The following is a 20,976-nucleotide window of genomic DNA, read 5'->3' as shown; positions in this document are numbered from 1 at the left end:
TGCTAACGCTATCGGTCCGTGCGGCGTCCTCGGCCGTCCACAGGCTGTGGGTATTCGTATGACCGGTGGCCGATCACACGCCATGCTCGGGGAATGACTTCACACGACGGAGAACACGACGGAGAACACGACGGAGAGCAGGACGCCGAGCAAGAGCAGGACGCGGAGCAAGAGCCGGACCTGAGCGCTCGCCGCAGGGCAGCGGCCCTGGGCGCCGACCGGATCCTGCACCGCTGGTCGCAGTACGCCCCGCTCACCGAGCGGCTCTCGGCGCTCGCGGAGGCGGCCTCCGGCATCGTGAGCCCCGACGAGCCCATCGACATGTACGGCAACGCCGTCGTAGCCCGTCTGGAGGACGAGGTCGCCTCGCTGCTCGGCAAGGAGGCCGCCGCCTTCTTCCCCACCGGCACGATGGCCCAGCAGGTCGCCCTGCGCTGCTGGGCGGGCCGCACGGGGAACGCGACGGTCGCACTGCACCCGAAGGCCCACCCCGAGGTCCACGAAGGGGGCGCTCTCTCCGTGGTGAGCGGGCTGCGCACGGTGTACCCGACGAGGGAGCCGCGACTGCCCACGGCCGAAGAAGTGCGGGACTTCGAAGAGCCCTTCGGGACGCTGATGCTCGAACTGCCGCTCCGGGACGCCGGTTTCGTCCTGCCGACGTGGGAGGAGCTCGAAGAGGTCGTGGAGGCGGCCCGCGAGCGTGACGCCGTCGTGCACTTCGACGGCGCGCGGCTGTGGGAGTGCACCGCGCACTTCGGCCGCTCCCTGTCGGAGATCGCCGGGCTCGCGGACAGCGTGTACGTGTCGTTCTACAAGTCGCTCGAAGGCCTGAGCGGCGCCGTGCTCGCGGGCCCGCGCACCCTCGTCGACGAGGCGCGGACCTGGCGGCACCGCTACGGAGGCCAGGTCTTCCAGCAGTTCCCCGCCGCTGTCGCCGCCCTGCTCGGCCTGCGGGACACGCTCCCCCGGCTGCCGGATTACGTCACCCACGCGCGCGTGGTGGCCGAGGCGCTGCGCGAAGGCTTCGCTGCCGCCGGGGTGCCCTGGTCGCGGGTGCACCCCGAGCAGCCGCACACCCATCAGTTCCAGGTGTGGCTGCCGTACGACTGTGAAGTCCTGACCGCTACGTCCCTCGGGCAGGCCGAGGAGACGAAGACCCAGCTGTTCGGCCGCTGGTTCGCGGACGGGCCGCCCGGCCTCTCGGTCACGGAGGTCACCGTGACCGAGGCGGGCCTGGTGTGGACGGCCGACGACGTCAAGGAAGCGGTCGCGGAGTTCGTGCGCCGGATCCCCGGCTGAGGAGTCCGGCCAGGGCGGCGCGGATCCGTCCGTGGGCGGGGCGCTCCTCGACGACGGCACGGAACCGGCCGTAGTCGCGCACCTCGCGGATGACCTGCCAGTCCTGCTGACCGGGGGCGGGCGGGGTCTTTTCGTCGTGCTGGGCGGCGCGGTAACTGTCGAGAAGGTACTGCTGGGTGATGCTCATGACGGTTCGCCTCTCATGGCAAATGGTACTTATCGGGCACTCTTGGGTCGACGGGAACGCAGGGTCGGCGAAAGGGGGTGGGATCCGGGGCGGGATCTGGGGTGGGATCTGGGGTGGGATCCGGTCCGGCGGCGACACTGCCGTACGGCCCGGTCATCAAGGGCCCTGTGCGGCCCGGTCACCACAGACTGCGCCCCCCGTCACGCCGCCGTCGCGCCGATTGACGCCCGCCGTCAATCGGCGGCCGGGATGTCAGTGGCGCGGTGCACGATGGGTCCATGAGCGTGCACATCGAGATCACGGGCCTGCCGCAGGAGCGCATCTTCTTCGACCCTTCACCCCTGGCTGAGCTGGGCGTCGCCCTGCACGCGCTGTCCGAGCCCGGACACCATCCGGGGATGCACGGCTGGGCCACGGCGACCACCGCCTCGCTCAAGCCCGACCTGGCCGACCGGCTCTGCGAGGCGGACTTCCTGTGGCGCAATACGTTCTCGGACGTGTTCATGCCGTTCGCGGGCCTTGTCGACGGTGACGGCAGACCGGGGGCGACGCTCGCCGAGGAGCTGGACCTGCTCGACCGCCTGGACGACGAGCGATTCGTCATGGCGGCCCTGGAGTTCACCTGCGGCACGACGTACAACGAAGGCGGTCTTTCGCCGCTCACCGACCCGGTCCGGGGCGCGCGCGCCCTGGAGCTCGCCGCCACCCGGGGCACCAGGCAACTGGACTTCGCCGAGCGCCTACTGGCTGATCCGCACACCGTCCGGGCGTGGCTGCGCCGCCTGCTGGAGGACTGCGACGAGGCGTTCTTCGCCGACACCTGGCGGCGGGTGCGCGTTCAACTGACCGCGGACGCCCGGCACAAGACCGAGATACTGCGCCACAAGGGCCTCTCCGAAGTGCTTGCCTCGGTCTCGGCGGCGCTCTCGGTGGACGCGGACGGCCACCGCATCACCGCGGACAAGCTCGTACCGGGCTCCGCGACGGCCCTCGACCACAACCTGGGCGCGGGGCTCACGTTCGTGCCGTCGCACTTCGCCTGGCCGCACCTGATGGTCCTGCACGCGCCCGGCTGGCGCCCGGTGATCCACTACCCCGTGTCCGCCCCGGACCTGGCGAGGCCCACCTCCGTGGAGACCCTGGAGCGGCGGCTCACGGCTCTCGCGCACCCCGTGCGCCTGCGACTGTGCCGCGACATGGCCCGCGCGCCGTTCAGCACCGGCGAGCTGGCCCACGCGACGGGGCTCACGGCGCCGGAGGTCTCGCGGCACCTCACCCTCCTGAAGAAGGCGGGCCTGGTGACCACGACGCGTCGCGGCAGGTACGTGCTGCATCAGCTGGACGTCACCGTGGTCGCCCGCCTGGGCAGCGACTTCCTGGAGGGCATCCTGCGCTGACAACCACCCCGTAACGCCGTCCCCGCGAGACAGGGCAGCCCGTCAGGCCGCCCCGCCGCCGCCCGCCCGCACCAGACCCGTCTCGTACGCGAGAACCACCACCTGCACCCGGTCCCGCAGGCCGAGCTTCGTCAGGATGCGGCCCACATGGGTCTTCACCGTGGCCTCCGACAGGACGAGCCGCGCCGCGATCTCCCCGTTCGAAAGCCCCTGGGCGACCAGGATCATGACCTCGCGCTCGCGCTCCGTGAGCCGCTCGAGCTCCTTGTGCTGCGGCTGTCCGCCCGCGTTCGGCAGCATCGGCGCGAAGCGGTCGAGCAGGCGTCGCGTCGTGGACGGCGCGACCACCGCGTCACCGCTGTGCACGGAACGGATCGCGGCGAGCAGCTCGCCCGGCGGCACGTCCTTCAGCATGAAGCCGGAGGCGCCCGCCTTCAGCCCCGAGAAGGCGTACTCATCGAGGTCGAAGGTCGTCAGGATCAGGACCTTCGGCGGGTTCTCGTCCTGGCAGATGCGCCGGGTCGTCTCCACGCCGTCCAGTTTCGGCATACGTACGTCCATCAGCACCACGTCGACCTCGGTCGACCGCAGCACCTGAAGAGCCTCGACACCGTCGCCCGCCTCGGCGACGACCTCCATGTCCGGCTGTGCGGCGAGCACCATCCGGAACCCCGTGCGCAGCAGCGCCTGGTCGTCGACGAGCATGACGCGGATCGACATCAAAGGCCCTTTCCTCTGGCTGTGTTCATGAGCGTATGGCGTGGACGAATCGGTGACAGGTGTCAGTTTGCGGGCTTGAGCGGGAGAAGTGCGCTGATGCGGAAGCCGCCGCCGGGACGCGGCCCCGCGTCCAGCGTGCCGCCGACCATACCGACGCGCTCCCGCATACCGATCAGGCCGTGCCCGCTGCCGTCGGCGCCGCCGTCCTCGTACAGCTCGTGCGGCGCGCCCCTGCCGTCGTCCTCGACGAGCAGCCCCAGGCCGTCGTCGAAGTAGACGAGCCGCACGCTCGCGCCGGTGTTCTCGCCGCCGTGCTTGCGGGTGTTGGTGAGCGCCTCCTGCACGATGCGGTACGCCGTGAGCTCCACGCCGCTCGGCAGCGGGCGCGGAGTCCCCTCGACCTTGAAGTCGACGGGGAGGCCGGCCGTGCGCACCTGCTCGATGAGCTCGTCGAGCTGCTCGACGTCGGGCTGCGGGACGTACTCACCGCTCTCCTGGTGCTCACCGGTGCGCAGCACACCGAGCAGTCTGCGCATCTCGGCGAGCGCCTGCCGTCCGGTGCCCGAGATGGTCTCGAGGGCCTGCTTGGCCTGCTCGGGGGCCGCGTCCAGGACGTACGCGGCGCCGTCGGCCTGGACGACCATCACCGAGACGTTGTGCGCGACGACGTCATGCAGCTCGCGCGCGATGCGGGCCCGCTCGGCCGCCACCGCGACCTTGGACTGCGCCGCCCGCTCCTTCTCCAGGCGGTCGGCGCGCTCTTCCAGCTGGGCCAGGTAGGCGCGGCGGGTGCGGATGGAGTCGCCGAGCACCCAGGCGAGGGCGAAGGGCACCATCTGGAAGACCGTGAAGAGGACGTTGCCGAAGGCGCTCACGCTCTCCTCAGGCCATCGCATCGACGACAGCGGAGCCGCGCACAGGCCGCCTGTCAGGGCGAGCCGCGAGGCCCACTTCGTGCCGTCGGCCGACGCGGTGTAGATGATCACCAGCATCGCGAAGTCGGCAGGCATCGTCTTCACGTCGAGGACCAGCTGGACGGCGCCGAGGACCGCGGCGAGCACCAACATCTTCTCGGTGTACTTGCGGCGCAGCGCCACCACCACGGACATGCCGACGATGACGAGGGCCGCCGCGACCGTCGGGTCGTGGCCTTCCACCTCGGTCATGGAGACCAGACCGATGCCGGAGATCCCGAGCAGGGCGAGGGCCCAGAAGCCATCGACCCCGGTCGGGTGTCTGCGGAGGAAGTCATAGACGCGCTGCACGTAACCCAGCGTAGGCAGGGTGACGGCCCTCCGGGGTCAACCGGAGGTCCGATCCGCAACCCCTGCGTGTACTCCCCAAGGTGGAGGCCCGCTTAGCCTTCTCGCGTGACGAACGAGGTCCGGAGCGAAGAAAAAGACGCACAAGAAGACGTGCGACGCGGCTGGCGGGAGGCCATGGAGGCCGCCCTCTACGGGCCCGACGGCTTCTATCTGCGCCCCGAAGGACCAGCGGGACACTTCCGTACGTCGGTGCACGCCTCGCCGCTCTTCGCGGGCGCCGTGGCACGCCTCCTGTGCCGCGTGGACGAAACGCTCGACCACCCGGACGAGTTGGCCTTCGTCGACCTCGGAGCGGGCCGCGGCGAGCTGACCGCGGGCGTCCTCGCCGCCCTGCCCCCGGATGTGGGGGCACGCACGCGTGCCTACGCGGTCGAGCGGGCCGAGCGCCCCGAGGGACTCGATCCGCGCATCGAGTGGTGCGACCGGGCGCCGGGCGGCGTCACCGGCCTGCTCTTCGCCAACGAATGGCTCGACAACGTCCCCCTGGACGTCGTCGAGGCGGCCCCGGACGGCCTGGTGCGGCACGTTCTCGTACGCGACGACGGCACCGAGTCCCTCGGCGACCCGGTCGAGGGTGCGGATGCCTCGTGGCTCGCCCGCTGGTGGCCCCTGCCCCCGGAGCCCGGCCTGCGCGCGGAGATCGGCCGCCCCCGTGACGAGGCGTGGGCGGCGGCCGCGGGGACGCTGACGCGCGGCCTCGCGGTCGCGGTCGACTACGCGCACGACCACACCGAACGCCCGTCCTTCGGGACGCTGACCGGGTTCCGCGCGGGCCGCGAGACGGCGCCCGTACCGGACGGCACATGCGACATCACGGCCCATGTGGCACTCGACGCGTGCCTCGACGCGTGCGCGCTGCCCGGAGCCGCCCTGCTCACCCAGCGAGCGGCCCTGCACGCCCTGGGCGTGAGCGGTGGCCGCCCGCCGCTGTCCCTGGCCTCCAGCGACCCGGTGGCGTACGTCCAGGCCCTCACGCGTGCCGGAGAGGCGGCCGAGCTGACCGCCACGGGCGGTCTCGGCGACTTCGGGTGGCTGATCCGGCCGGTGGGGATCGCGATCCCGGGCCCACTGCTTGTCGACGGCGATCTACCTGTCGACGGCGATCTACTTGTCGATGTCGCCGACCACGAAGAACAGTGACCCCAGGATCGCCACCATGTCGGCGACCAGCTGGCCGGGCAGCAGCTCGGCGAGCGCCTGGATGTTGTTGTACGAGGCCGAGCGGAGCTTCAGGCGGTACGGGGTCTTCTCGCCCTTGGAGACCAGGTAGTAGCCGTTGATGCCGAGAGGGTTCTCGGTCCACGCGTACGTGTGGCCCTCGGGGGCCTTCAGGACCTTCGGAAGACGCTGGTTGATCGGCCCCCGCGGCAGCTCCGCGAGCCGGTCGAGGCAGGCGTCCGCGAGGTCGAGCGCGTTGTGGGCCTGCTCCAGGAGGCACTCGAAACGGGCCAGGCAGTCGCCCTCCTGACGCGTGACGACCTTCAGGGTGTCCTGGAGCTCCCCGTACGCGAGGTAGGGCTCGTCACGGCGCAGGTCGAAGTCGACTCCGGAGGCGCGGGCGATGGGACCGCTCACTCCGTAGGCGTGCACCGCCTCCGGGGACAGCACTCCGACACCGCGGGTACGCCCCCGGAAGATCTCGTTGCCGAGCACCAGCTTGTCGTACACGTCCATGCGCGAGCGGACCGAGGCGACGGCCGCACGCGCGCGCGTGGACCAGCCCGCCGGGAGGTCCTCCTTGAGGCCGCCGACCCGGTTGAACATGTAGTGCATCCGGCCGCCGGAGATCTCCTCCATCACGTTCTGGAGCTCCTCGCGCTCCCGGAACGCATGGAACACCGGGGTGATTCCACCCAGTTCCAGGGGATACGAACCGAGGAACATCAGGTGGTTGAGGACGCGGTTCAGCTCGGCGAGGAGCGTCCGCATCCAGACGGCGCGCTCGGGCACCTCCATGCCCAGCATCCGTTCCACGGCGAGCACGACGCCCAGCTCGTTCGAGAACGCGGACAGCCAGTCGTGCCGGTTGGCGAGCACCACGATCTGCCGGTAGTCACGCGCTTCGAAGAGCTTCTCCGCACCGCGGTGCATATAGCCGATGACCGGCTCCGCCTGCTGGATCCGCTCGCCGTCGAGGACGAGGCGCAGCCGCAGCACGCCGTGTGTGGACGGGTGCTGGGGGCCGATGTTGAGCACCATGTCGGTGCTCTCCGCGGCGCCGCCGATGCCGAGCGTGGTCTCCGTCGTGGGGCTCATGCGCGCATTCTCTCGTACGCGCGACCGCACGCGCCCGCCACATCGGCTACGTACGCTTGCGGCATGGATACGGGGACGGCAGAGCCGGCACGACCGGCACAGCCGGGACGGTCAGCGGCGGAGCCGGTGTGGACCGGTCTGCCACAGGGGCTGCTGAGAATGCGGCGGCTGCTCCTCGTGGTGTGGCTCCTGCCGCTCGCGGTGGCGCTCGGGGTGCTCCTGGGGATGTTCGCGGGACCCGTGTGGGCGTCCTTCGCGGCACTGCCCCTCGCCCTCGTGGCCTGGGGCTGGCCGATGCTGGGGCGCAACTGGCGGTCCTGGCGGTACGCGGAGCGGGCCGACGACCTGCTGATCAGCCGAGGGGTGCTCTGGCGTGAGGAAACGATCGTGCCGTACGGCCGGATGCAGCTCGTCGAGGTGACCTCGGGACCCGTGGAGCGGCACTTCGGCCTGGCGAGCGTGCAGCTGCACACGGCCGCCGCGGCCACGGACGCCCGGATCCCCGGCCTCGTCCCCGCGGAGGCCGAGCGGCTCCGCGACCGGCTCACCGAACTGGGCGAGGCCCGCTCGGCGGGGCTGTGAGCGGCGTACAGGAAGCGACGGAGGACGAGCACGCCCCCAACGCCGAAGAGGCGCGAGAGCGGCGTCTGCACCCCATCACGCCCCTGCGCCGCGCCTGGGCGCCGATCGCGGTCCTCGTGGGCCTCGCCGTGCACGACCCGAACGGCACGCAGCGGCGCGCCTCCGAGCTGCCGGTGGCACAACTGCTCGCCGGGATCGCCGTCGTCCTCCTGGGCGGCGCCCTCTACGGCTTCTTGAGCTGGTGGTTCACTCACTTCGCCGTCACTGACACCGAACTGCGCATCCGCACCGGACTGCTGTTCCGCCGCACGGCGCACATCCGGCTCGACCGCCTCCAGGCCGTGGACGTGACACAGCCGCTCGCGGCCCGTCTCGCGGGCGTCGCCAAGCTCAAACTGGATGTCGTCGGGACGGAGAAGAAGGACGAACTGGCCTATCTCGGCCAGGAGGAGGCCTCGGCCCTGCGGGCCGAACTCCTCGCGCGGGCGGCCGGTTTCGCGCCGGAGACGGCGCACGAGGTCGGCGAGGCGCCGGTCCGGAACCTGCTGCACGTACAGCCGCGCATGCTCGCGATCTCGCTGGTGCTGACCGGCGCGACGTGGGGGATGCTCGTCGCCGCGCTCATCGTGCCGCCCTTCCTGTGGTTCCTCACCCACAACCTATGGACGGTCCTGGTGACCGGACTGCCCATATTGGGCGGCGCGTTCGCGAGCAGCGGGGGGCGGTTCATCGGGGAGTACGACTGGAAGGTGGGCGAGTCCCCCGACGGCCTGCGCATCGACCACGGGCTGCTCGACAAGGCGCACGAGACGGTGCCTCCGGGGCGGGTGCAGACGGTGCGTGTCGTGGAGCCGTGGCTGTGGCGGCGGCGTGGCTGGGTGCGTGTCGAGCTGGACGTGGCGGGCTCGTCCAACAGCGTCCTGATCCCGGTGGCGCCGCGGGAGGTCGCGGAGTCCGTGATCGCTCGGATCCTGCCGGGCGTCCGGGTGCCGGCGGCTGACGAACTGATGCGCCCTCCCGCGCGGGCCGCGTGGTGCCTGCCTGTGTGGTGGAAGGGGTACGGCCTGACGGTGACGGACACGGTGTTCGCGGCGCGGCACGGCCTGTTGCGACGCCGCCTGTCCTTGGTGCCGCACGCGAAGGTGCAGAGTGTGCGGCTTTCGCAGGGGCCCTGGGAGCGGTTCAAGGGGGTGGCGGACGTGCAGGTCGACACGGGCGCGAACAAGACGGTGACGGCGCGGTTGCGGCCCGCCGACGAGGCAGCGGCGCTGCTTCAGGCGCAGGCCGATCGCTCACGGACGGGGCGGAGGACCGCGCGGCCCGACCGGTGGATGGCGTGAGGGACGGGCGGCCGTCCCGTACCCCCGAAGTCTCAGCTACGCCCGCAGAGCCGTCCGCAGCTCCGCCACATCGATCTGCTCGGTCTCGTCGTGCTCCGTCAGGTCGATGACCTGGCCCACGCCACGGGACGCGTCATCGCGCTCCGGCGCCTTCTTGAACTCCCCCTCGGACTCCGCCTTGTGCACGGCGAGTGCCTCCTCGCCCACCACGTCCGCGAGGTCCACGTTCTGCACGGCCTCCAGCGCCCCGGCGGACGTGTCGCTCTTCGTACCGAAGAAGTCGAAACCGCCCTGGACCATCGGACGCCTCCTCTGCGCGGGCGGCGCGACGGCGACCGCGCGCTCATGCCCGCCATACCCCTCGGCCGCCCCGGGCTTCCCCCGCGCTTCGTCCCCGTTCGCGTCCGCGCCGTCCCCGTCCGCGCCGTCCCCGTCCGCGCCGTTATCGGAAGGCTTCGGAGTCAGCCGGTCGAGCGCCGCGTTGGCCCGCATGTACATCGACGGAGTCGCGGTCGTCCCCGGCCGCACGGCAGGAGGAGGCGCAACCTCCGCACGCGCCGGAGCCGGCGGCAGCGCCCGCGCCGGGGTGGACGCCTCGATGGCGAGCAGTCGCCGCCCCTCGAGGGCGGTCGCCCGCTCGGTCTCCGCCGTGGCGTACCGCCGCAGCAGCGCCGCGTGCTCGTTCCGCAGCGCGGCGAGCTCGGCCCGCTTGGAGCGCAGCTTCGTCTCCAGGCGGCCCCGCAGCTCGCGGGATTCGTCGAGATCGGATTCGCACTCGGCTATCCGTTCCTCGTAACGCCACTCGTCGCTCTTGCGGCCTCTGCCGAGCTCGGCGACGGTTTTACCGGCCGCCAGATCCCAGCGGCGCATGACGACCGAGCCCACGACTGCGGACGCGGCAGCGGCGGCGGCGAGGCCGCGGAGCACGAGAGGTTCCGCGAAAAGCCAGGCGCCACCGGCGCAGACGAGAGACAGACTTGCGACCGTCGAAGGGGGAAGCAGCCTGTGCAAGGGTGGGGAATGGCGGTGACGTCCACGTGGCATGGCCAGAAACTTACCGCGCGTAGGCGAACTCTGGTGCCTCGCCCGCCAAAATGACAGCGCCACAGCGCGAACTCCCCGCCCTTCCCACTCCTCTTCGGCCACTCAACTCCAGTTTCGGCCGCGCTACTTCTTGATCAATCCCTTCGACTCCAGATACTCGCGGGCGACATCCGCTTCCTTCTGGCGCTCCACATCGACCTTCCGGTCGAGTTCGGCGAGATCTTCCGTCGTCAGCGTCTCGGTGAGCTTCCCGAGCGCGTCGGCTATCTCCTTGTCGCCCGCTTCCTTCGCGTTCACCACCGGAAGGATGTTGTCCGCGTTCTGGAGCTTCTTGTCGTCCTTGAGGGCCACAAGACCGAAGCTGTCCAGCGTCGCGTCGGTGGTCGTGGTGAGCACCACCTGGTCCGTGCCGTTCTTCACGGCCTGCTTGGACTGCGTGGTGCCGACGCCCTTGGGGTCGATTCCCGTGATGTCGATCCCGTACTTCTTCTTCAGACCCGGAGCGCAGAACGGCCGCGACTCGCATTCGTCACTCGCGGCGATCTTGACCTTCTCGCCCGACCTGCCGAGATCCGAAAGGGTCTTGAGCTTGTGCTTCGCCGCGTATTCCTTGGTCACCGCGAACGCGTTCTGGTCGACCGCCGCACCGGCCGGAAGTACCTTCAGGCCGCGCGGCCCGGCGAGCTTCTTCAGCTCGGCCACCGTCTCGTCCACATCATTCGACGCGACCGGCTTCGCCTTCGGTCCGTTCTTGCCGAGGTTGAGGAACTCCGCGAGCGTCGCCGCGTATTCAGGTGCGACGTCGATCGAGCCCTTCTTCAGCTCGGGCTCATACACCTCGCGGTTCTGGACGGTCTTGACCTCGGCGTCGTATCCGGCGTTCTCGAGCACGCCTACGTAGAGCTCGGCGAGCACCTTCTGCTCGGTGAAACGGGCCGACCCGACCACGATCTTGCCCTTGTCACCGCCCTTGCCCGAGTCGCCGCCCTTGCTGTCCTTCTCCAGGCTGTCCCCGCCGCACGCGGCGAGACCCGCGGTCAGCGCCACGACGGCCATGGCCGCCCCTGCCATCCGTCGCGCGCGACGCGTTGTGCTGTTCATCGGTGAACCACCATTTCGAAAGCCTTTGGAGACACTGGAATTTGAAACTCTTGGAACTCTGGAAACTGCCATGCGCCGATCGCCCGTCCGCCGACCGCTCGTCCGCCGATCACCGCGCGACGCCCGACCGCCCCCGCATGGGGTTGAAGAACCGCCCCACCACGATCAGGACCACCTCCACGAAGATCGCGAGCAGCGCCACGAGCAGCGCCCCCGCCACCACCTGGGGTGTGTTCTGCAGATTGAACCCGGCCGTGATGATCCGGCCGAGGCCCCCCTCGCCCGCCATCGCGGCCAGCGTCGTCGTGGCGACGACCTGCACGCCCGCCGTCCGGACTCCGGTCATGATCAGTGGGTACGCGAGGGGCAGTTCGACCCGCGCGAACAGCTGGCGGCCGCTCATGCCCATCCCCCGCGCGGCCTCCACCACCGACCGGTCGACCTCGCGCATTCCGAGGTACGCGTTGGTCAGCAGCGGCGGCACCGCGAACAGTACGAGCGCGATCAGCGTCGGTACGTCCCCGTGCTCGCCGAGCGGGGTGAGCGTCAGGAGCACGAGCACCGCGAGCGTCGGAACCGCTCGGCCGATGTTCGAGATGTTGACCGCGAGGGCGCCGCCCTTGCCTATGTGACCGAGGCAGAGCGCGATCGGCAGGGCGATCACACACGCGACGGCGAGGCACACGCCGCTGAAGTAGAGGTGCTCGGCGAGGCGGTGCCACACCCCCTTCTCGCCCTGCCAGTTGGCGGACGTGGTCAGCCAGTCGTACGCACCGGTGATCGCGTTCATACAGGTTCAGCCACCTTGGCCGGGCGCTCCTGGCGAGCGGGGCGGTTCGTACGTATGCGACGGACTCGCGTCCAGGGCGTCAGCCACCGCTGGAGGGCGAGGAGGAGCAGGTCGGCGACGACGGCGAGGAGCACGCAGAGCGCGGACGCGGTGAGCACCTGCGCCTTGAAGGTCGTGTCGAGGCCGTCGAGGATCAGCGATCCGAGGCCTCCGTAGTCGACGATCGCCCCTACCGTCGTCAGCGCCACCGTCGAGACAGTGGTGATGCGGACGCCCGCGAGCAGGGCGGGAAGCGCGAGCGGCAGCTCCACCTCCCACAGCAGTCGCAGTGGGCCGTACCCCATGCCCTTGGCCGCGTCCCGCGCCTCCTGAGGCACAGCCTGGAGCCCCGCCAGGATGTTCCGCACCAGGATCGTCAGCGAGTACAGCACGAGGCCCGTGACGACCAGTGAGGCCGAGAGCCCGAAGAAGGGCAGCAGGAGCGAGAACATCGCGAGCGAGGGAACGGTGTAGAGCACGGTCGTCAGGCCGAGGATCGGGCCCGCGAGGAAATGCCAGCGTCGCGCGAGCAGCGCGAGCGGCAGCGAGACGGCGACCCCGATGGCGACCGAGGCGGCGGTGATCCCCACGTGCTGCACGGTGGCGTCGATCAACTCCTGGCTGCGGGAACTGACGTACTCCCCGCAAATCCAGTCATTCGTCACCAGACAGTTCTGTTCGCTCATCCCGCCCCACTTCCCCCGCGTCCCGAATTCCGAGGCCGTCCGGCGACCCTCATGAGGCCGTCGGGCGACCCTAACGCGGAGCACTGACAATCGCCGAGAGTCGTCGTATTGCCGCAACATGGGCTTTACACAACGCCCGCGACAATGGGGAATCATGATCCGGTTCGAGCACGTCACCAAGCGGTACGCGGACGGCACCACCGCCGTCGACGACCTGTCCTTCGAGGTCGCCGAGGGTGAACTGGTCACGCTCGTAGGCCCGTCGGGCTGCGGAAAGACGACGACGATGAAGATGGTGAACCGTCTCATCGAGCCGACCGAGGGCCGGATATACGTCGAAGGCGACGACATATCCACCATCGACCCGGTCCAACTCCGGCGTCGCATCGGCTATGTCATCCAGCAGGTCGGCCTCTTCCCGCACAAAACGGTCCTGGAGAACACGGCGACCGTCCCGCACCTCCTGGGCGTCAAGCGCGGCAAGGCCCGCGAGCGCGCGGCCGAACTCCTCGACCTGGTCGGCCTCGACCCCGCCACGTTCGGCGACCGCTACCCCGAGCAGCTCTCCGGGGGCCAGCGCCAGCGCGTGGGCGTGGCCCGCGCCCTTGCGGCCGATCCGCCCGTGCTCCTGATGGACGAGCCGTTCGGAGCCGTCGACCCCGTGGTGCGCGAACACTTGCAGAACGAGTTCCTCCGCCTCCAGCAGGCCGTCCGCAAGACCGTGCTCTTCGTCACGCACGACATCGAGGAAGCGGTCCGCCTCGGCGACCGCATGGCCGTCTACGGAAACGGCCGCATCGAGCAGTTCGACACCCCGTCGACGATCCTGGGCGCACCGGCGAACGACTACGTAGCGGACTTCGTCGGCGCCGACCGCGGCCTGAAGCGCCTCTCGGTGACGCCCATCGAGGAGGGCGACCTGGAGCAGCCGCCCGTCCTGCACCTGGACGACCCGCTGCCCGCGAAGCTCGAAGCCCGCTGGGCGGTCGTCCTGGACGGCGAGAACAACCTGCACGGCTGGATCGCCGCGGAGCACGCGCACGGCGGCTCCGGGACGGTCAGGGACCATGCCCGCCGTATGGAGGCGTGGCTTCCGGTGGGCGCTTCCCTGAAGCAGGCGTTCGCGACGATGCTCCAGCACGACGCGGGCTGGATCGCGGTCATCGACAAGGAGAGCGAGGGCCGCTTCCTGGGCGTCCTCACCCCGGCCCGGCTGCACGAGGCACTCCGTAGGTCGACGGCCGCGGACGCCCGCGACATCGCGCGCGGGGAGGTCGAGCTGGACACCATCGCGGCCATCGGCGGAAGCTGACGGACCACTTCGGAGGACCTGCTTCGGGAGCTGAGGCCTACTTGCCGTTCAGCCGCCCGCTGATCCACTCCAGCGTGGCCGGGATCTCCCTGCGCCACGTGTTGAAGTTGTGCCCACCGCTGTCGAGGGTGATCGACGAGACCCTGGTCGGCGACTTCACCTTGTCGATGAACTGCTCGGTTTCCCCGTAGTTGTCCTCTCCTTGTTTGCTGGTGGTGACAAGGAGAGACGTCTTGGGAGCCGGCATGTGGTCGAGGTACCACATGAGGTCGGCGCGCTGCTCCAACTCCTTGTCGCCGTGGAAGAGATCGCCCGTCGTGACGTCGATGGGCGCCTTGTAGTACGCGGACAGGCCCGCACCCGCGGCGTACACATCGGGGTGGTGCATGGCCAGTTTCAAGGCGCAGTAGCCGCCCGTGGAGTCGCCGATGACGCCCCAGCTCCCTGCCTTCGTGCCCGCCCTGTACTGCTCGGAAATGGCACCGGGCAGGTCCTTGGCGAAGAACGTCTCGGCCTGCGGGCCACCGGGGACGTCCACGCACTCGGTGTCCCTCGGCGGCGCCACGGTGGGCCGCATCATGACCAGGATCATCGGCTGCATCTTGCCCCGCCTCACCTGCGCGTGGGCAGTCTGCGGGTAGTGCAGGCCCTTGGTCAGCGCCTCGGCCGTGCCGGGATAGCCGGTGAGCACCACGGACACGGGGAACGTGCGGCTCTTGTACCGCGGCTGGAAGTACTCGGGCGGCAGATAGACATAGGCGGGGCTCGCTATGTCCGATTCCTTCCCGCTGATGACGACCTTCTGGATCTGGCCGCCGGTCGACGGCCTGCCACCGCCGGGCACGTTCACCGGCCGGGTGCTCCGCACCTCGACGGGCGTCTGCCCCTTGGCGGGATCGTGGTCGACGACGACACCGGGGCTCGTCTCCTGGCCGAAGAGGTCAGCCCATGTCGCGTAGAAGCCGAATGCCTGGTTGGCGGCGAGGCCGACCGAGGCGAAGATCGCCAGCTGGGTGGCGATGAGCAGCCCGATACGGCCGATGACGGCCCGCCAGGACTGGCGTGCCAGGCGCGGCCAGAGCCAGACCGTGCCGATGAACAGCAGGACGGCGAGGAGCACCGCCAGCACGAGAAGCTTGTTGCTCGTCAGACCCATGGGGTGTTCTGCCTGCGCTTTCTGCCTGTTCCGTCGTTCTTTTCCAACGGTTTTCCAGTCGGGGAGTGAACCCGGCTCCCCGAAGGACCGTCCTAGAGGGCGCAATGTTGCCGGATTCAAGGTCTCTCGCAGAACCACGGGATGCGATGTCTGTCAGGATAGATGCGGAAATGTCGGGCAGGGTTCCGGACAGTGAGGGCACCCGCCCCGAGGGCCGGCGCCGTACCGGCGGGCTCCCTGACGGCAGACTCGGACGACTGCTCCGCGGGCCCCGCCCCGAAGCCGTACCGACCTTCGTCGCCCGCGCCTGCACCCTTGTGGGCCTGCTGAATGTAGCCGCAGGAGTGTTCCCCCGCTTCCGGCACAGCCGTATGCACGCGATCGCCGAGGTCCTGCCGGGCGCGCTCGGCCCCTTCGCCGCCGCCCTCGCGCTCAGCTCGGGCGTCCTGTTGCTGCTGCTCGCGCACGGCCTCCGCCGCCACAAGCGGCGGGCCTGGCGGGCTGCCGTGGTGCTGCTCCCGGCCGGTGCCGTGGCGCAGTTCGCCTACCGGCACTCGGTCATCGGCGTACTGATCTCGATCGCGCTCCTGACACTGCTGCTGCGCCATCGGAACGAGTTCACCGCGCTGCCCGACCCGCGCAGCCGCTGGCGCGCCCTGGCCAACTTCGTGCTCCTCGGGGCCGGTTCCATCCTCCTCGGCCTGGTGATCGTCAGTGTCCACCCGGGGAAGGTCATCGGGGACCCGAGCATCACGGACCGCCTCGCCCACGTCCTGTACGGCCTGTTCGGCTTCGAAGGCCCGGTCGACTACTACGGACGGACGTCCTGGACGGTCGCCTGCTCGCTCGGCGCGCTCGGCCTGCTCACCGCGATCACCACTGTCTATCTGGCCTTCCGCCCCGAGCACCCGGCCGCACGCCTCACCGACGACGACGAGACGAAGCTGCGCGCCCTGCTCGACAAGCACGGCGCCCGCGACTCGCTCGGCCAGTTCGCGCTCCGCCGCGACAAGGGCGCCGTCTTCTCCCCCAGCGGCAAGGCGGCGGTCACCTACCGCGTCGTCTCCGGAGTGATGCTCGCGAGCGGTGATCCGATCGGTGACGTGGAGGCCTGGCCCGGCGCTATCGAGCGCTTCATGGACGAGGCGAAGGCCCACTCCTGGACGCCCGCCGTCATGGGCTGCTCCGAGACGGGCGGCGAGGTCTGGACTCGGGAGACCGGCCTCGACGCCCTCGAACTGGGCGACGAGGCGGTGGTGGATGTCGCGGATTTCTCCCTGTCCGGGCGTGCGATGCGCAACGTACGCCAGATGGTCAAACGGATCGAGCGCAATGGCTACGAGACGCGCGTACGGCGCGTGCGTGACCTCGGAGAGCTGGAGCTCGAGCGGATACAGCGCGCCGCCGACGACTGGCGCGGCACGGACACCGAGCGCGGCTTCTCCATGGCGCTCGGCCGGATCGGCGACCCCGGGGACGGCGACTGTCTGATCGCCACCGCCCACAAGGCCGACGAGGAACCGGGCCCCTACGGAGACCTCAAGGCGGTCCTCCACTTCGTACCGTGGGGCAAGGACGGCGTCTCCCTCGACCTCATGCGCCGCGACCGCTCGGCCGACCCCGGCATGAACGAACTGCTCATCGTGGCCGCCCTCCAGGCCGCCCCGAAGCTCGGCATCACCCGCGTCTCACTGAACTTCGCGATGTTCCGCGCGGCACTCGCCCGTGGCGAGAAGATCGGCGCGGGCCCGGTCCTGCGCGCCTGGCGCGGCCTGCTGGTCTTCCTGTCGCGCTGGTTCCAGATCGAGTCCCTGTACAAGTTCAACGCGAAGTTCCGCCCCCGCTGGGAGCCCCGCTTCGTCGTCTACCGCTCCTCCAAGGACCTCCCCCGCATCGGATTCGCGGCCATGCAGGCCGAGGGCTTCGTCACCCTGGCGCTCCCCCGCTTCCTGCGCCGGGCGAGCACACAGCGGCGCCCCTGCCCGCACCGGGCCGCGGAGCACGAGGTCCGGGCGGCATAGAGCCCGCCCGGACGGGCCTAGGCTGGAGGCATGAGTACGTTGCGCGGGCGGGGATCGGTCGCAGGGCTGCCGGAATGGGGCCGCTGCGCGGTCATGGGGGTCGTCAACGTGACACCCGACTCCTTCTCCGACGGAGGCCGCTGGTTCGACACCACGGCCGCCGTCAAGCACGGCATCAACCTGGTCGTCCAGGGCGCCGACCTGGTCGACGTGGGCGGTGAGTCGACCCGGCCCGGCGCCTCGCGCGTGGACGAGGACGAGGAGCTGCGCCGTGTGGTCCCCGTCGTGCGGGGTCTCGCCGCCGAGGGCGTGACGGTCTCCGTGGACACGATGCGCGCCACCGTCGCCGAGCAGGCGCTCGCCGCGGGCGCCGTCCTGGTGAACGACGTCAGCGGCGGCCTCGCCGACGCGCGCATGGTGCCGGCCGTCGCCGCCGCCGGGGCGCCCTTCGTGGTCATGCACTGGCGCGGCTTCCTCGCCGACATCCACGCCAAGCCCGTCTACGAGGACGTGGTCTCCGAAGTCGTCGACGAGCTCCACGCGCGCGTGCGGGCCGCCATCGACGGCGGCATCGCCCCCGAGCGCATCGTCATCGACCCGGGCCTCGGCTTCTCCAAGGACGTCGAGCACGACCTGGCGCTCCTTGCCCGCCTCGACCGGCTGCGCGAGCTCGGCCACCCGATCCTGGTCGCCGCCTCCCGCAAGCGCTTCCTCGGCCGGGTCCTCGCGGGCCCCGAGGGCGCGCCGCCGCCCGCCCGCGAGCGAGACGCGGCCACCGCCGCCGTCTCCGCCATCGCGGCCCACCAGGGCGCCTGGGCGGTCCGTGTGCACGAGGTGCGGGCCACCGCCGACGCCGTCCGTGTCGCACACGCCGTGACCAGCGCGGCCGGCGGCACTCAGTGACCGGGGCGCGCACCGACGTCGAGCAGGTCGAGCTGGCCAACACGGCCTTCTACGAAGCACTCGAGCGCGGCGACTTCGACGTGGTCTCCGACCTGTGGCTCGACACGGACGCGGCACCGGAGCCGGACGACCCCGACGACCGGGGCATCGACGACGACCCGGAGGACGACGCGGCCGCGATCTCCTGCGTCCACCCCGGCTGGCCGGTCCTCACCGGCCGCGGCGAGGTCCTCAGGTCGTACGCGCTGATCATGGCGAACACCGAGTACATCCAGTTCTTCCTGACCGACGTGCACGTCGGCGTCGCCGGTGACACCGCCCTGGTGACCTGTACGGAGAACATCCTCAGCGGCGGCCCGCCCCCCGAGGGCGGCGGCGAGCTCGGCCCGCTCGTCGGCCAGCTCGTGGTCGCCACGAATGTGTTCCGCCGCACACTCGACGGATGGAAGCTCTGGTCGCACCACGCCTCACCCGTACTCGCCGAAACCGACGACGAAGAGGACGAGGAGTCACCCTCCTGAGTGGGTAGGGGCCGCTCCAGGAGCCCCCGCGGGCAAGGACTGTCAGTGCGCGCAGGTAGATTCGATCGAGGCTGGTGTGCCGACCGCACTCGGTGCAGGCCTGCCGATACCGACGATTGCAGGAGTGATTCGCGTGGATCGTGTCGCGCTGCGCGGCCTCAAGGCTCGCGGGCACCACGGTGTCTTTCCTCGGGAACGCGAAGAAGGCCAGACCTTCATCGTGGACCTGGTTCTCGGCCTGGACACCCGTGCGGCCGCCGCCGACGACGACCTGGCGAAGACCGTGCACTACGGAGTCGTGGCCGAGGAGGTCGTGGCCGCCGTCGAGGGTGATCCCGTGGACCTCATCGAGACACTCGCCGAGCGCATCGCCCAGACGTGTCTGAAGCACGAAGGAGTCCTGGAGGTCGAGGTGTGCGTCCACAAACCGGACGCCCCGATCACCGTCCCCTTCGACGATGTGACCGTCACCATCACCCGGAGCCGAGTATGACCGCGTTTTCCACGCAAGGGCAGAGCGACCCGACCGTCCAGCCGGTGCCCACCGCCGTGGTGGAACAGGTCGACGCGGCCGACACCACTCTCTCCAACCCCAAACGCGCCGTGATCTCCCTCGGCAGCAATCTCGGCAACCGCCTGGAGACGCTCCAGGGCGCCATCGACGCCCTGGAGGACACGCCGGGCCTGCGGGTCAAGGCGGTCTCTCCGGTGTACGAGACGGAGCCCTGGGGCGTCGAGCCGGGCAGCCAGCCGTCGTACTTCAACGCGGTCGTCGTGGTGAAGACGACCCTGCCGCCCTCCTCACTCCTGGAGCGGGCGCACGCGGTCGAGGAAGCCTTCCACCGCGTACGGGACGAGCGCTGGGCCCCGCGCACGATCGACGTCGACATCGTGGCGTACGCAGACGTCGTGTCGGACGACCCCGTCCTCACGCTCCCCCACCCGCGCGCGCACGAGCGCGCCTTCGTCCTCGCCCCCTGGTACGACGTGGAGCCCGAGGCCCAGCTGGCGGGACACGGCCCGGTCGCCGAGCTGCTCTCCCATGTCTCCCGCGAGGGCGTCGCCCCCCGTGTCGACCTGGAACTCAGGCTGCCCGAGTAGTCGTTAGGGTCTATCGGACCGCACGACGACAAGCGGGTCCGTACGACGACGAAGACGACGAAGGGTCATCCGTGAAGCAGCTGCGCATCAGGACACTGGCCGGCCTCTTCCTGGTGGCCGGGGTGCTGTCCTGGGCGGGCGCCCGGCTGTGGGACTCCGTCGGCACACTGCCGCGGGTCCCGCTCGCCGCGCCCATCGTGCTCGCGGTGATCGCCGTGGTGCTGCTGTCCACGGCGCTCTCGCTGCGGTCCCGGCTGCGCGCCCAGCGCGAGCGGCGCCCCGGCGCGAAGGGCGTCGAGCCGATGATGGCCGCCCGCGCCGTCGTCTTCGGCCAGTCGAGCGCGCTGGTCGCCGCTCTCGTCGCCGGGATGTACGGCGGCACGGGCGCCTTCCTCCTGGAGTACCTGGACATTCCCGCCCGCAGGGACCAGGCGATCTACGCCGGGCTCTCGGTCCTCGCGGGCATCGGAGTGATAGCTGCCGCGTTCTTCCTGGAGCGAGTCTGCAAGCTCCCGGAAGACGAGGACGACGCGACCGCCCCGGCGGCATAGCCTCACCGGCTGCTGCCGCCCCGTAGGGGGTGCTATCGAGCCATGATCAAGCTCATCGCCTCATTGCGCGTGGCAGGGTCCCGCAACTGCCCCCGCACCGCCGAGGTAATCGTCTTGGCGCCCGGCTTCCGCACCCCCCGCATACTCATGCACATGTGCTCGCACTCGACGACCACGATGACGCCGCGCGGCTCCAGGATCTCCATCAGGGAGTCCGCGACCTGCGTGGTCAGCCGCTCCTGGACCTGCGGACGGCGCGCGAACACGTCCACGAGGCGGGCGAGCTTGGACAGGCCGGTGATCTTGCCGTCGGCCGACGGGATGTAGCCGACGTGCGCGACACCGTGGAAGGGCACCAGATGGTGCTCGCAGGAGCTCTGCACCTCGATGTCCTTCACCAGGACCATCTCGTCGTGACCGAGGTCGAACGTCGTCGTCAGGACATCCTGGGGCTGCTGCCAGAGCCCCGCGAATATCTCCTTGTACGCGCGCGCCACACGGCCCGGAGTCTCCCGGAGGCCCTCGCGATCCGGGTCCTCCCCGACCGCGATCAGCAGCTCGCGCACGGCGTTCTCGGCTCGCTTCTCGTCGAACTCGCCGATCGCGCCCTCGCCGTCCAGCGTCACGGGGTCGGTCATCTGTGCC

22 protein-coding genes are annotated in these 20,976 nt (G+C 70.4%); 12 read left to right on the top strand and 10 right to left on the bottom strand.

Annotation, left to right across the window (positions count from 1 at the left end; translation table 11 throughout):
* Positions 1–93: 93 nt before the first annotated feature.
* A complete protein-coding gene (locus ACGFSB_RS10850) occupies positions 94–1,299 on the top strand; it encodes a threonine aldolase family protein (RefSeq protein WP_393396908.1) in 1,206 nt (401 codons plus the stop codon).
* On the opposite strand, the gene ACGFSB_RS10845 is transcribed toward ACGFSB_RS10850, so the two are convergent.
* Positions 1,256–1,486 carry a hypothetical protein gene (locus ACGFSB_RS10845; protein ID WP_393396906.1) on the bottom strand — a complete coding sequence of 77 codons (231 nt, stop codon included), beginning with the start codon at positions 1,484–1,486 and terminating at the stop codon, positions 1,256–1,258. The genes ACGFSB_RS10850 and ACGFSB_RS10845 overlap by 44 nt on opposite strands.
* A 284-nt stretch (positions 1,487–1,770) precedes the next feature.
* On the opposite strand from ACGFSB_RS10845, the gene ACGFSB_RS10840 reads away from it, so the two are divergent.
* Positions 1,771–2,883 (top strand): DUF5937 family protein, encoded by a 1,113-nt coding sequence (locus tag ACGFSB_RS10840; protein ID WP_393397045.1) that lies wholly within the window; start codon positions 1,771–1,773, stop codon positions 2,881–2,883.
* Positions 2,884–2,925: 42 nt separating this feature from the next.
* On the opposite strand, the gene ACGFSB_RS10835 is transcribed toward ACGFSB_RS10840, so the two are convergent.
* Together ACGFSB_RS10835 and ACGFSB_RS10830 are read right to left on the bottom strand one after the other, a co-directional pair.
* Positions 2,926–3,603 (bottom strand): response regulator, encoded by a 678-nt coding sequence (locus ACGFSB_RS10835; protein WP_393396904.1) that lies wholly within the window; start codon positions 3,601–3,603, stop codon positions 2,926–2,928.
* A 62-nt stretch (positions 3,604–3,665) separates the two neighbouring features.
* The gene (locus ACGFSB_RS10830; protein WP_393396902.1) at positions 3,666–4,868 is read right to left on the bottom strand and encodes a sensor histidine kinase; all 1,203 of its coding nucleotides are present in this window, start codon (positions 4,866–4,868) and stop codon (positions 3,666–3,668) included.
* 174 nt (positions 4,869–5,042) lie between these two features.
* Between ACGFSB_RS10830 and ACGFSB_RS10825 the strand changes: the two genes are divergently transcribed.
* Positions 5,043–6,068 carry an SAM-dependent methyltransferase gene (locus tag ACGFSB_RS10825; RefSeq protein WP_393397043.1) on the top strand — a complete coding sequence of 342 codons (1,026 nt, stop codon included), beginning with the start codon at positions 5,043–5,045 and terminating at the stop codon, positions 6,066–6,068.
* Here the strand turns inward: ACGFSB_RS10825 and ACGFSB_RS10820 are convergent.
* Positions 6,033–7,184: an NADH-quinone oxidoreductase subunit D gene (locus ACGFSB_RS10820; protein ID WP_393396900.1), complete on the bottom strand. Its 1,152-nt coding sequence runs from the start codon at positions 7,182–7,184 to the stop codon at positions 6,033–6,035. The genes ACGFSB_RS10825 and ACGFSB_RS10820 overlap by 36 nt on opposite strands.
* 63 nt (positions 7,185–7,247) lie before the next feature.
* Between ACGFSB_RS10820 and ACGFSB_RS10815 the strand changes: the two genes are divergently transcribed.
* The gene (locus ACGFSB_RS10815) at positions 7,248–7,766 is read left to right on the top strand and encodes a PH domain-containing protein (protein WP_393396899.1); all 519 of its coding nucleotides are present in this window, start codon (positions 7,248–7,250) and stop codon (positions 7,764–7,766) included.
* Positions 7,763–9,106 carry a PH domain-containing protein gene (locus tag ACGFSB_RS10810; protein WP_393396897.1) on the top strand — a complete coding sequence of 448 codons (1,344 nt, stop codon included), beginning with the start codon at positions 7,763–7,765 and terminating at the stop codon, positions 9,104–9,106. The genes ACGFSB_RS10815 and ACGFSB_RS10810 overlap by 4 nt, the downstream gene beginning before the upstream one ends.
* 36 nt (positions 9,107–9,142) lie before the next feature.
* On the opposite strand, the gene ACGFSB_RS10805 is transcribed toward ACGFSB_RS10810, so the two are convergent.
* The 4 genes from ACGFSB_RS10805 to ACGFSB_RS10790 form a co-directional block, all read right to left on the bottom strand.
* Positions 9,143–10,150, bottom strand: coding sequence for a hypothetical protein (locus tag ACGFSB_RS10805; protein WP_393396895.1), 1,008 nt, complete (start codon positions 10,148–10,150; stop codon positions 9,143–9,145).
* A gap of 123 nt (positions 10,151–10,273) precedes the next feature.
* The gene (locus tag ACGFSB_RS10800) at positions 10,274–11,251 is read right to left on the bottom strand and encodes an ABC transporter substrate-binding protein (protein WP_393396893.1); all 978 of its coding nucleotides are present in this window, start codon (positions 11,249–11,251) and stop codon (positions 10,274–10,276) included.
* A 109-nt stretch (positions 11,252–11,360) separates the two neighbouring features.
* Entirely contained in the window at positions 11,361–12,041 is a 681-nt protein-coding gene (locus tag ACGFSB_RS10795; protein ID WP_393396891.1) for an ABC transporter permease, read from the bottom strand.
* The gene (locus ACGFSB_RS10790) at positions 12,038–12,766 is read right to left on the bottom strand and encodes an ABC transporter permease (RefSeq protein WP_393396889.1); all 729 of its coding nucleotides are present in this window, start codon (positions 12,764–12,766) and stop codon (positions 12,038–12,040) included. Before ACGFSB_RS10790 ends, ACGFSB_RS10795 begins: the two co-directional genes overlap by 4 nt.
* Positions 12,767–12,920: 154 nt before the next feature.
* Here ACGFSB_RS10790 and ACGFSB_RS10785 point away from each other — a divergent pair, with 154 nt between their 5' ends.
* Positions 12,921–14,078: an ABC transporter ATP-binding protein gene (locus ACGFSB_RS10785; protein WP_393396887.1), complete on the top strand. Its 1,158-nt coding sequence runs from the start codon at positions 12,921–12,923 to the stop codon at positions 14,076–14,078.
* A gap of 37 nt (positions 14,079–14,115) precedes the next feature.
* Here the strand turns inward: ACGFSB_RS10785 and ACGFSB_RS10780 are convergent, their stop codons facing one another.
* On the bottom strand, positions 14,116–15,234 hold the full coding sequence (locus tag ACGFSB_RS10780) for an alpha/beta hydrolase (RefSeq protein ID WP_393396885.1): 1,119 nt from the start codon (positions 15,232–15,234) through the stop codon (positions 14,116–14,118).
* Positions 15,235–15,404: 170 nt separating this feature from the next.
* On the opposite strand from ACGFSB_RS10780, the gene ACGFSB_RS10775 reads away from it, so the two are divergent.
* The 6 genes from ACGFSB_RS10775 to ACGFSB_RS10750 all read left to right on the top strand — a co-directional run bounded on the left by ACGFSB_RS10775 (position 15,405) and on the right by ACGFSB_RS10750 (position 20,331).
* Positions 15,405–17,255 carry a phosphatidylglycerol lysyltransferase domain-containing protein gene (locus tag ACGFSB_RS10775; RefSeq protein WP_393396884.1) on the top strand — a complete coding sequence of 617 codons (1,851 nt, stop codon included), beginning with the start codon at positions 15,405–15,407 and terminating at the stop codon, positions 17,253–17,255.
* 30 nt (positions 17,256–17,285) lie between these two features.
* Entirely contained in the window at positions 17,286–18,158 is an 873-nt protein-coding gene (gene folP / locus ACGFSB_RS10770; protein WP_393396882.1) for a dihydropteroate synthase, read from the top strand.
* Positions 18,155–18,679 (top strand): nuclear transport factor 2 family protein, encoded by a 525-nt coding sequence (locus ACGFSB_RS10765; protein WP_393396880.1) that lies wholly within the window; start codon positions 18,155–18,157, stop codon positions 18,677–18,679. Before folP ends, ACGFSB_RS10765 begins: the two co-directional genes overlap by 4 nt.
* 133 nt (positions 18,680–18,812) lie before the next feature.
* Positions 18,813–19,172, top strand: coding sequence for a dihydroneopterin aldolase (gene folB / locus ACGFSB_RS10760; RefSeq protein ID WP_160506392.1), 360 nt, complete (start codon positions 18,813–18,815; stop codon positions 19,170–19,172).
* Positions 19,169–19,780, top strand: a complete 612-nt coding sequence (gene folK, locus ACGFSB_RS10755; RefSeq protein WP_393396878.1) for a 2-amino-4-hydroxy-6-hydroxymethyldihydropteridine diphosphokinase — start codon at positions 19,169–19,171, stop codon at positions 19,778–19,780. The genes folB and folK overlap by 4 nt, the downstream gene beginning before the upstream one ends.
* Positions 19,781–19,851: 71 nt before the next feature.
* Entirely contained in the window at positions 19,852–20,331 is a 480-nt protein-coding gene (locus ACGFSB_RS10750) for a DUF3180 domain-containing protein (protein WP_393396876.1), read from the top strand.
* A 32-nt stretch (positions 20,332–20,363) separates the two neighbouring features.
* On the opposite strand, the gene folE is transcribed toward ACGFSB_RS10750, so the two are convergent.
* On the bottom strand, positions 20,364–20,969 hold the full coding sequence (folE, locus tag ACGFSB_RS10745) for a GTP cyclohydrolase I FolE (protein WP_393396874.1): 606 nt from the start codon (positions 20,967–20,969) through the stop codon (positions 20,364–20,366).
* Positions 20,970–20,976 lie beyond the last annotated feature (7 nt).

The organism is Streptomyces sp. NPDC048441, assembly GCF_043200235.1.
Classification (GTDB): Bacteria; Actinomycetota; Actinomycetes; order Streptomycetales; family Streptomycetaceae; genus Streptomyces.
This window is presented reverse-complemented; position numbering and strand designations above follow the sequence as displayed.

Bases quoted from the DNA above. Each gene is read 5' to 3' on its own strand.
- ACGFSB_RS10850 (WP_393396908.1), top strand. From the start codon at position 94: ATGACTTCACACGACGGAGAACACGACGGAGAACACGACGGAGAGCAG.
- ACGFSB_RS10845 (WP_393396906.1), bottom strand. From the start codon at position 1,486: ATGAGCATCACCCAGCAGTACCTTCTCGACAGTTACCGCGCCGCCCAG.
- ACGFSB_RS10835 (WP_393396904.1), bottom strand. From the start codon at position 3,603: ATGTCGATCCGCGTCATGCTCGTCGACGACCAGGCGCTGCTGCGCACG.
- ACGFSB_RS10825 (WP_393397043.1), top strand. From the start codon at position 5,043: ATGGAGGCCGCCCTCTACGGGCCCGACGGCTTCTATCTGCGCCCCGAA.
- ACGFSB_RS10820 (WP_393396900.1), bottom strand. From the start codon at position 7,184: ATGAGCCCCACGACGGAGACCACGCTCGGCATCGGCGGCGCCGCGGAG.
- ACGFSB_RS10815 (WP_393396899.1), top strand. From the start codon at position 7,248: ATGGATACGGGGACGGCAGAGCCGGCACGACCGGCACAGCCGGGACGG.
- ACGFSB_RS10805 (WP_393396895.1), bottom strand. From the start codon at position 10,150: ATGCCACGTGGACGTCACCGCCATTCCCCACCCTTGCACAGGCTGCTT.
- ACGFSB_RS10800 (WP_393396893.1), bottom strand. From the start codon at position 11,251: ATGAACAGCACAACGCGTCGCGCGCGACGGATGGCAGGGGCGGCCATG.
- ACGFSB_RS10795 (WP_393396891.1), bottom strand. From the start codon at position 12,041: ATGAACGCGATCACCGGTGCGTACGACTGGCTGACCACGTCCGCCAAC.
- ACGFSB_RS10790 (WP_393396889.1), bottom strand. From the start codon at position 12,766: ATGAGCGAACAGAACTGTCTGGTGACGAATGACTGGATTTGCGGGGAG.
- ACGFSB_RS10785 (WP_393396887.1), top strand. From the start codon at position 12,921: ATGATCCGGTTCGAGCACGTCACCAAGCGGTACGCGGACGGCACCACC.
- ACGFSB_RS10780 (WP_393396885.1), bottom strand. From the start codon at position 15,234: ATGGGTCTGACGAGCAACAAGCTTCTCGTGCTGGCGGTGCTCCTCGCC.
- ACGFSB_RS10775 (WP_393396884.1), top strand. From the start codon at position 15,405: ATGTCGGGCAGGGTTCCGGACAGTGAGGGCACCCGCCCCGAGGGCCGG.
- folP (WP_393396882.1), top strand. From the start codon at position 17,286: ATGAGTACGTTGCGCGGGCGGGGATCGGTCGCAGGGCTGCCGGAATGG.
- folK (WP_393396878.1), top strand. From the start codon at position 19,169: ATGACCGCGTTTTCCACGCAAGGGCAGAGCGACCCGACCGTCCAGCCG.
- folE (WP_393396874.1), bottom strand. From the start codon at position 20,969: ATGACCGACCCCGTGACGCTGGACGGCGAGGGCGCGATCGGCGAGTTC.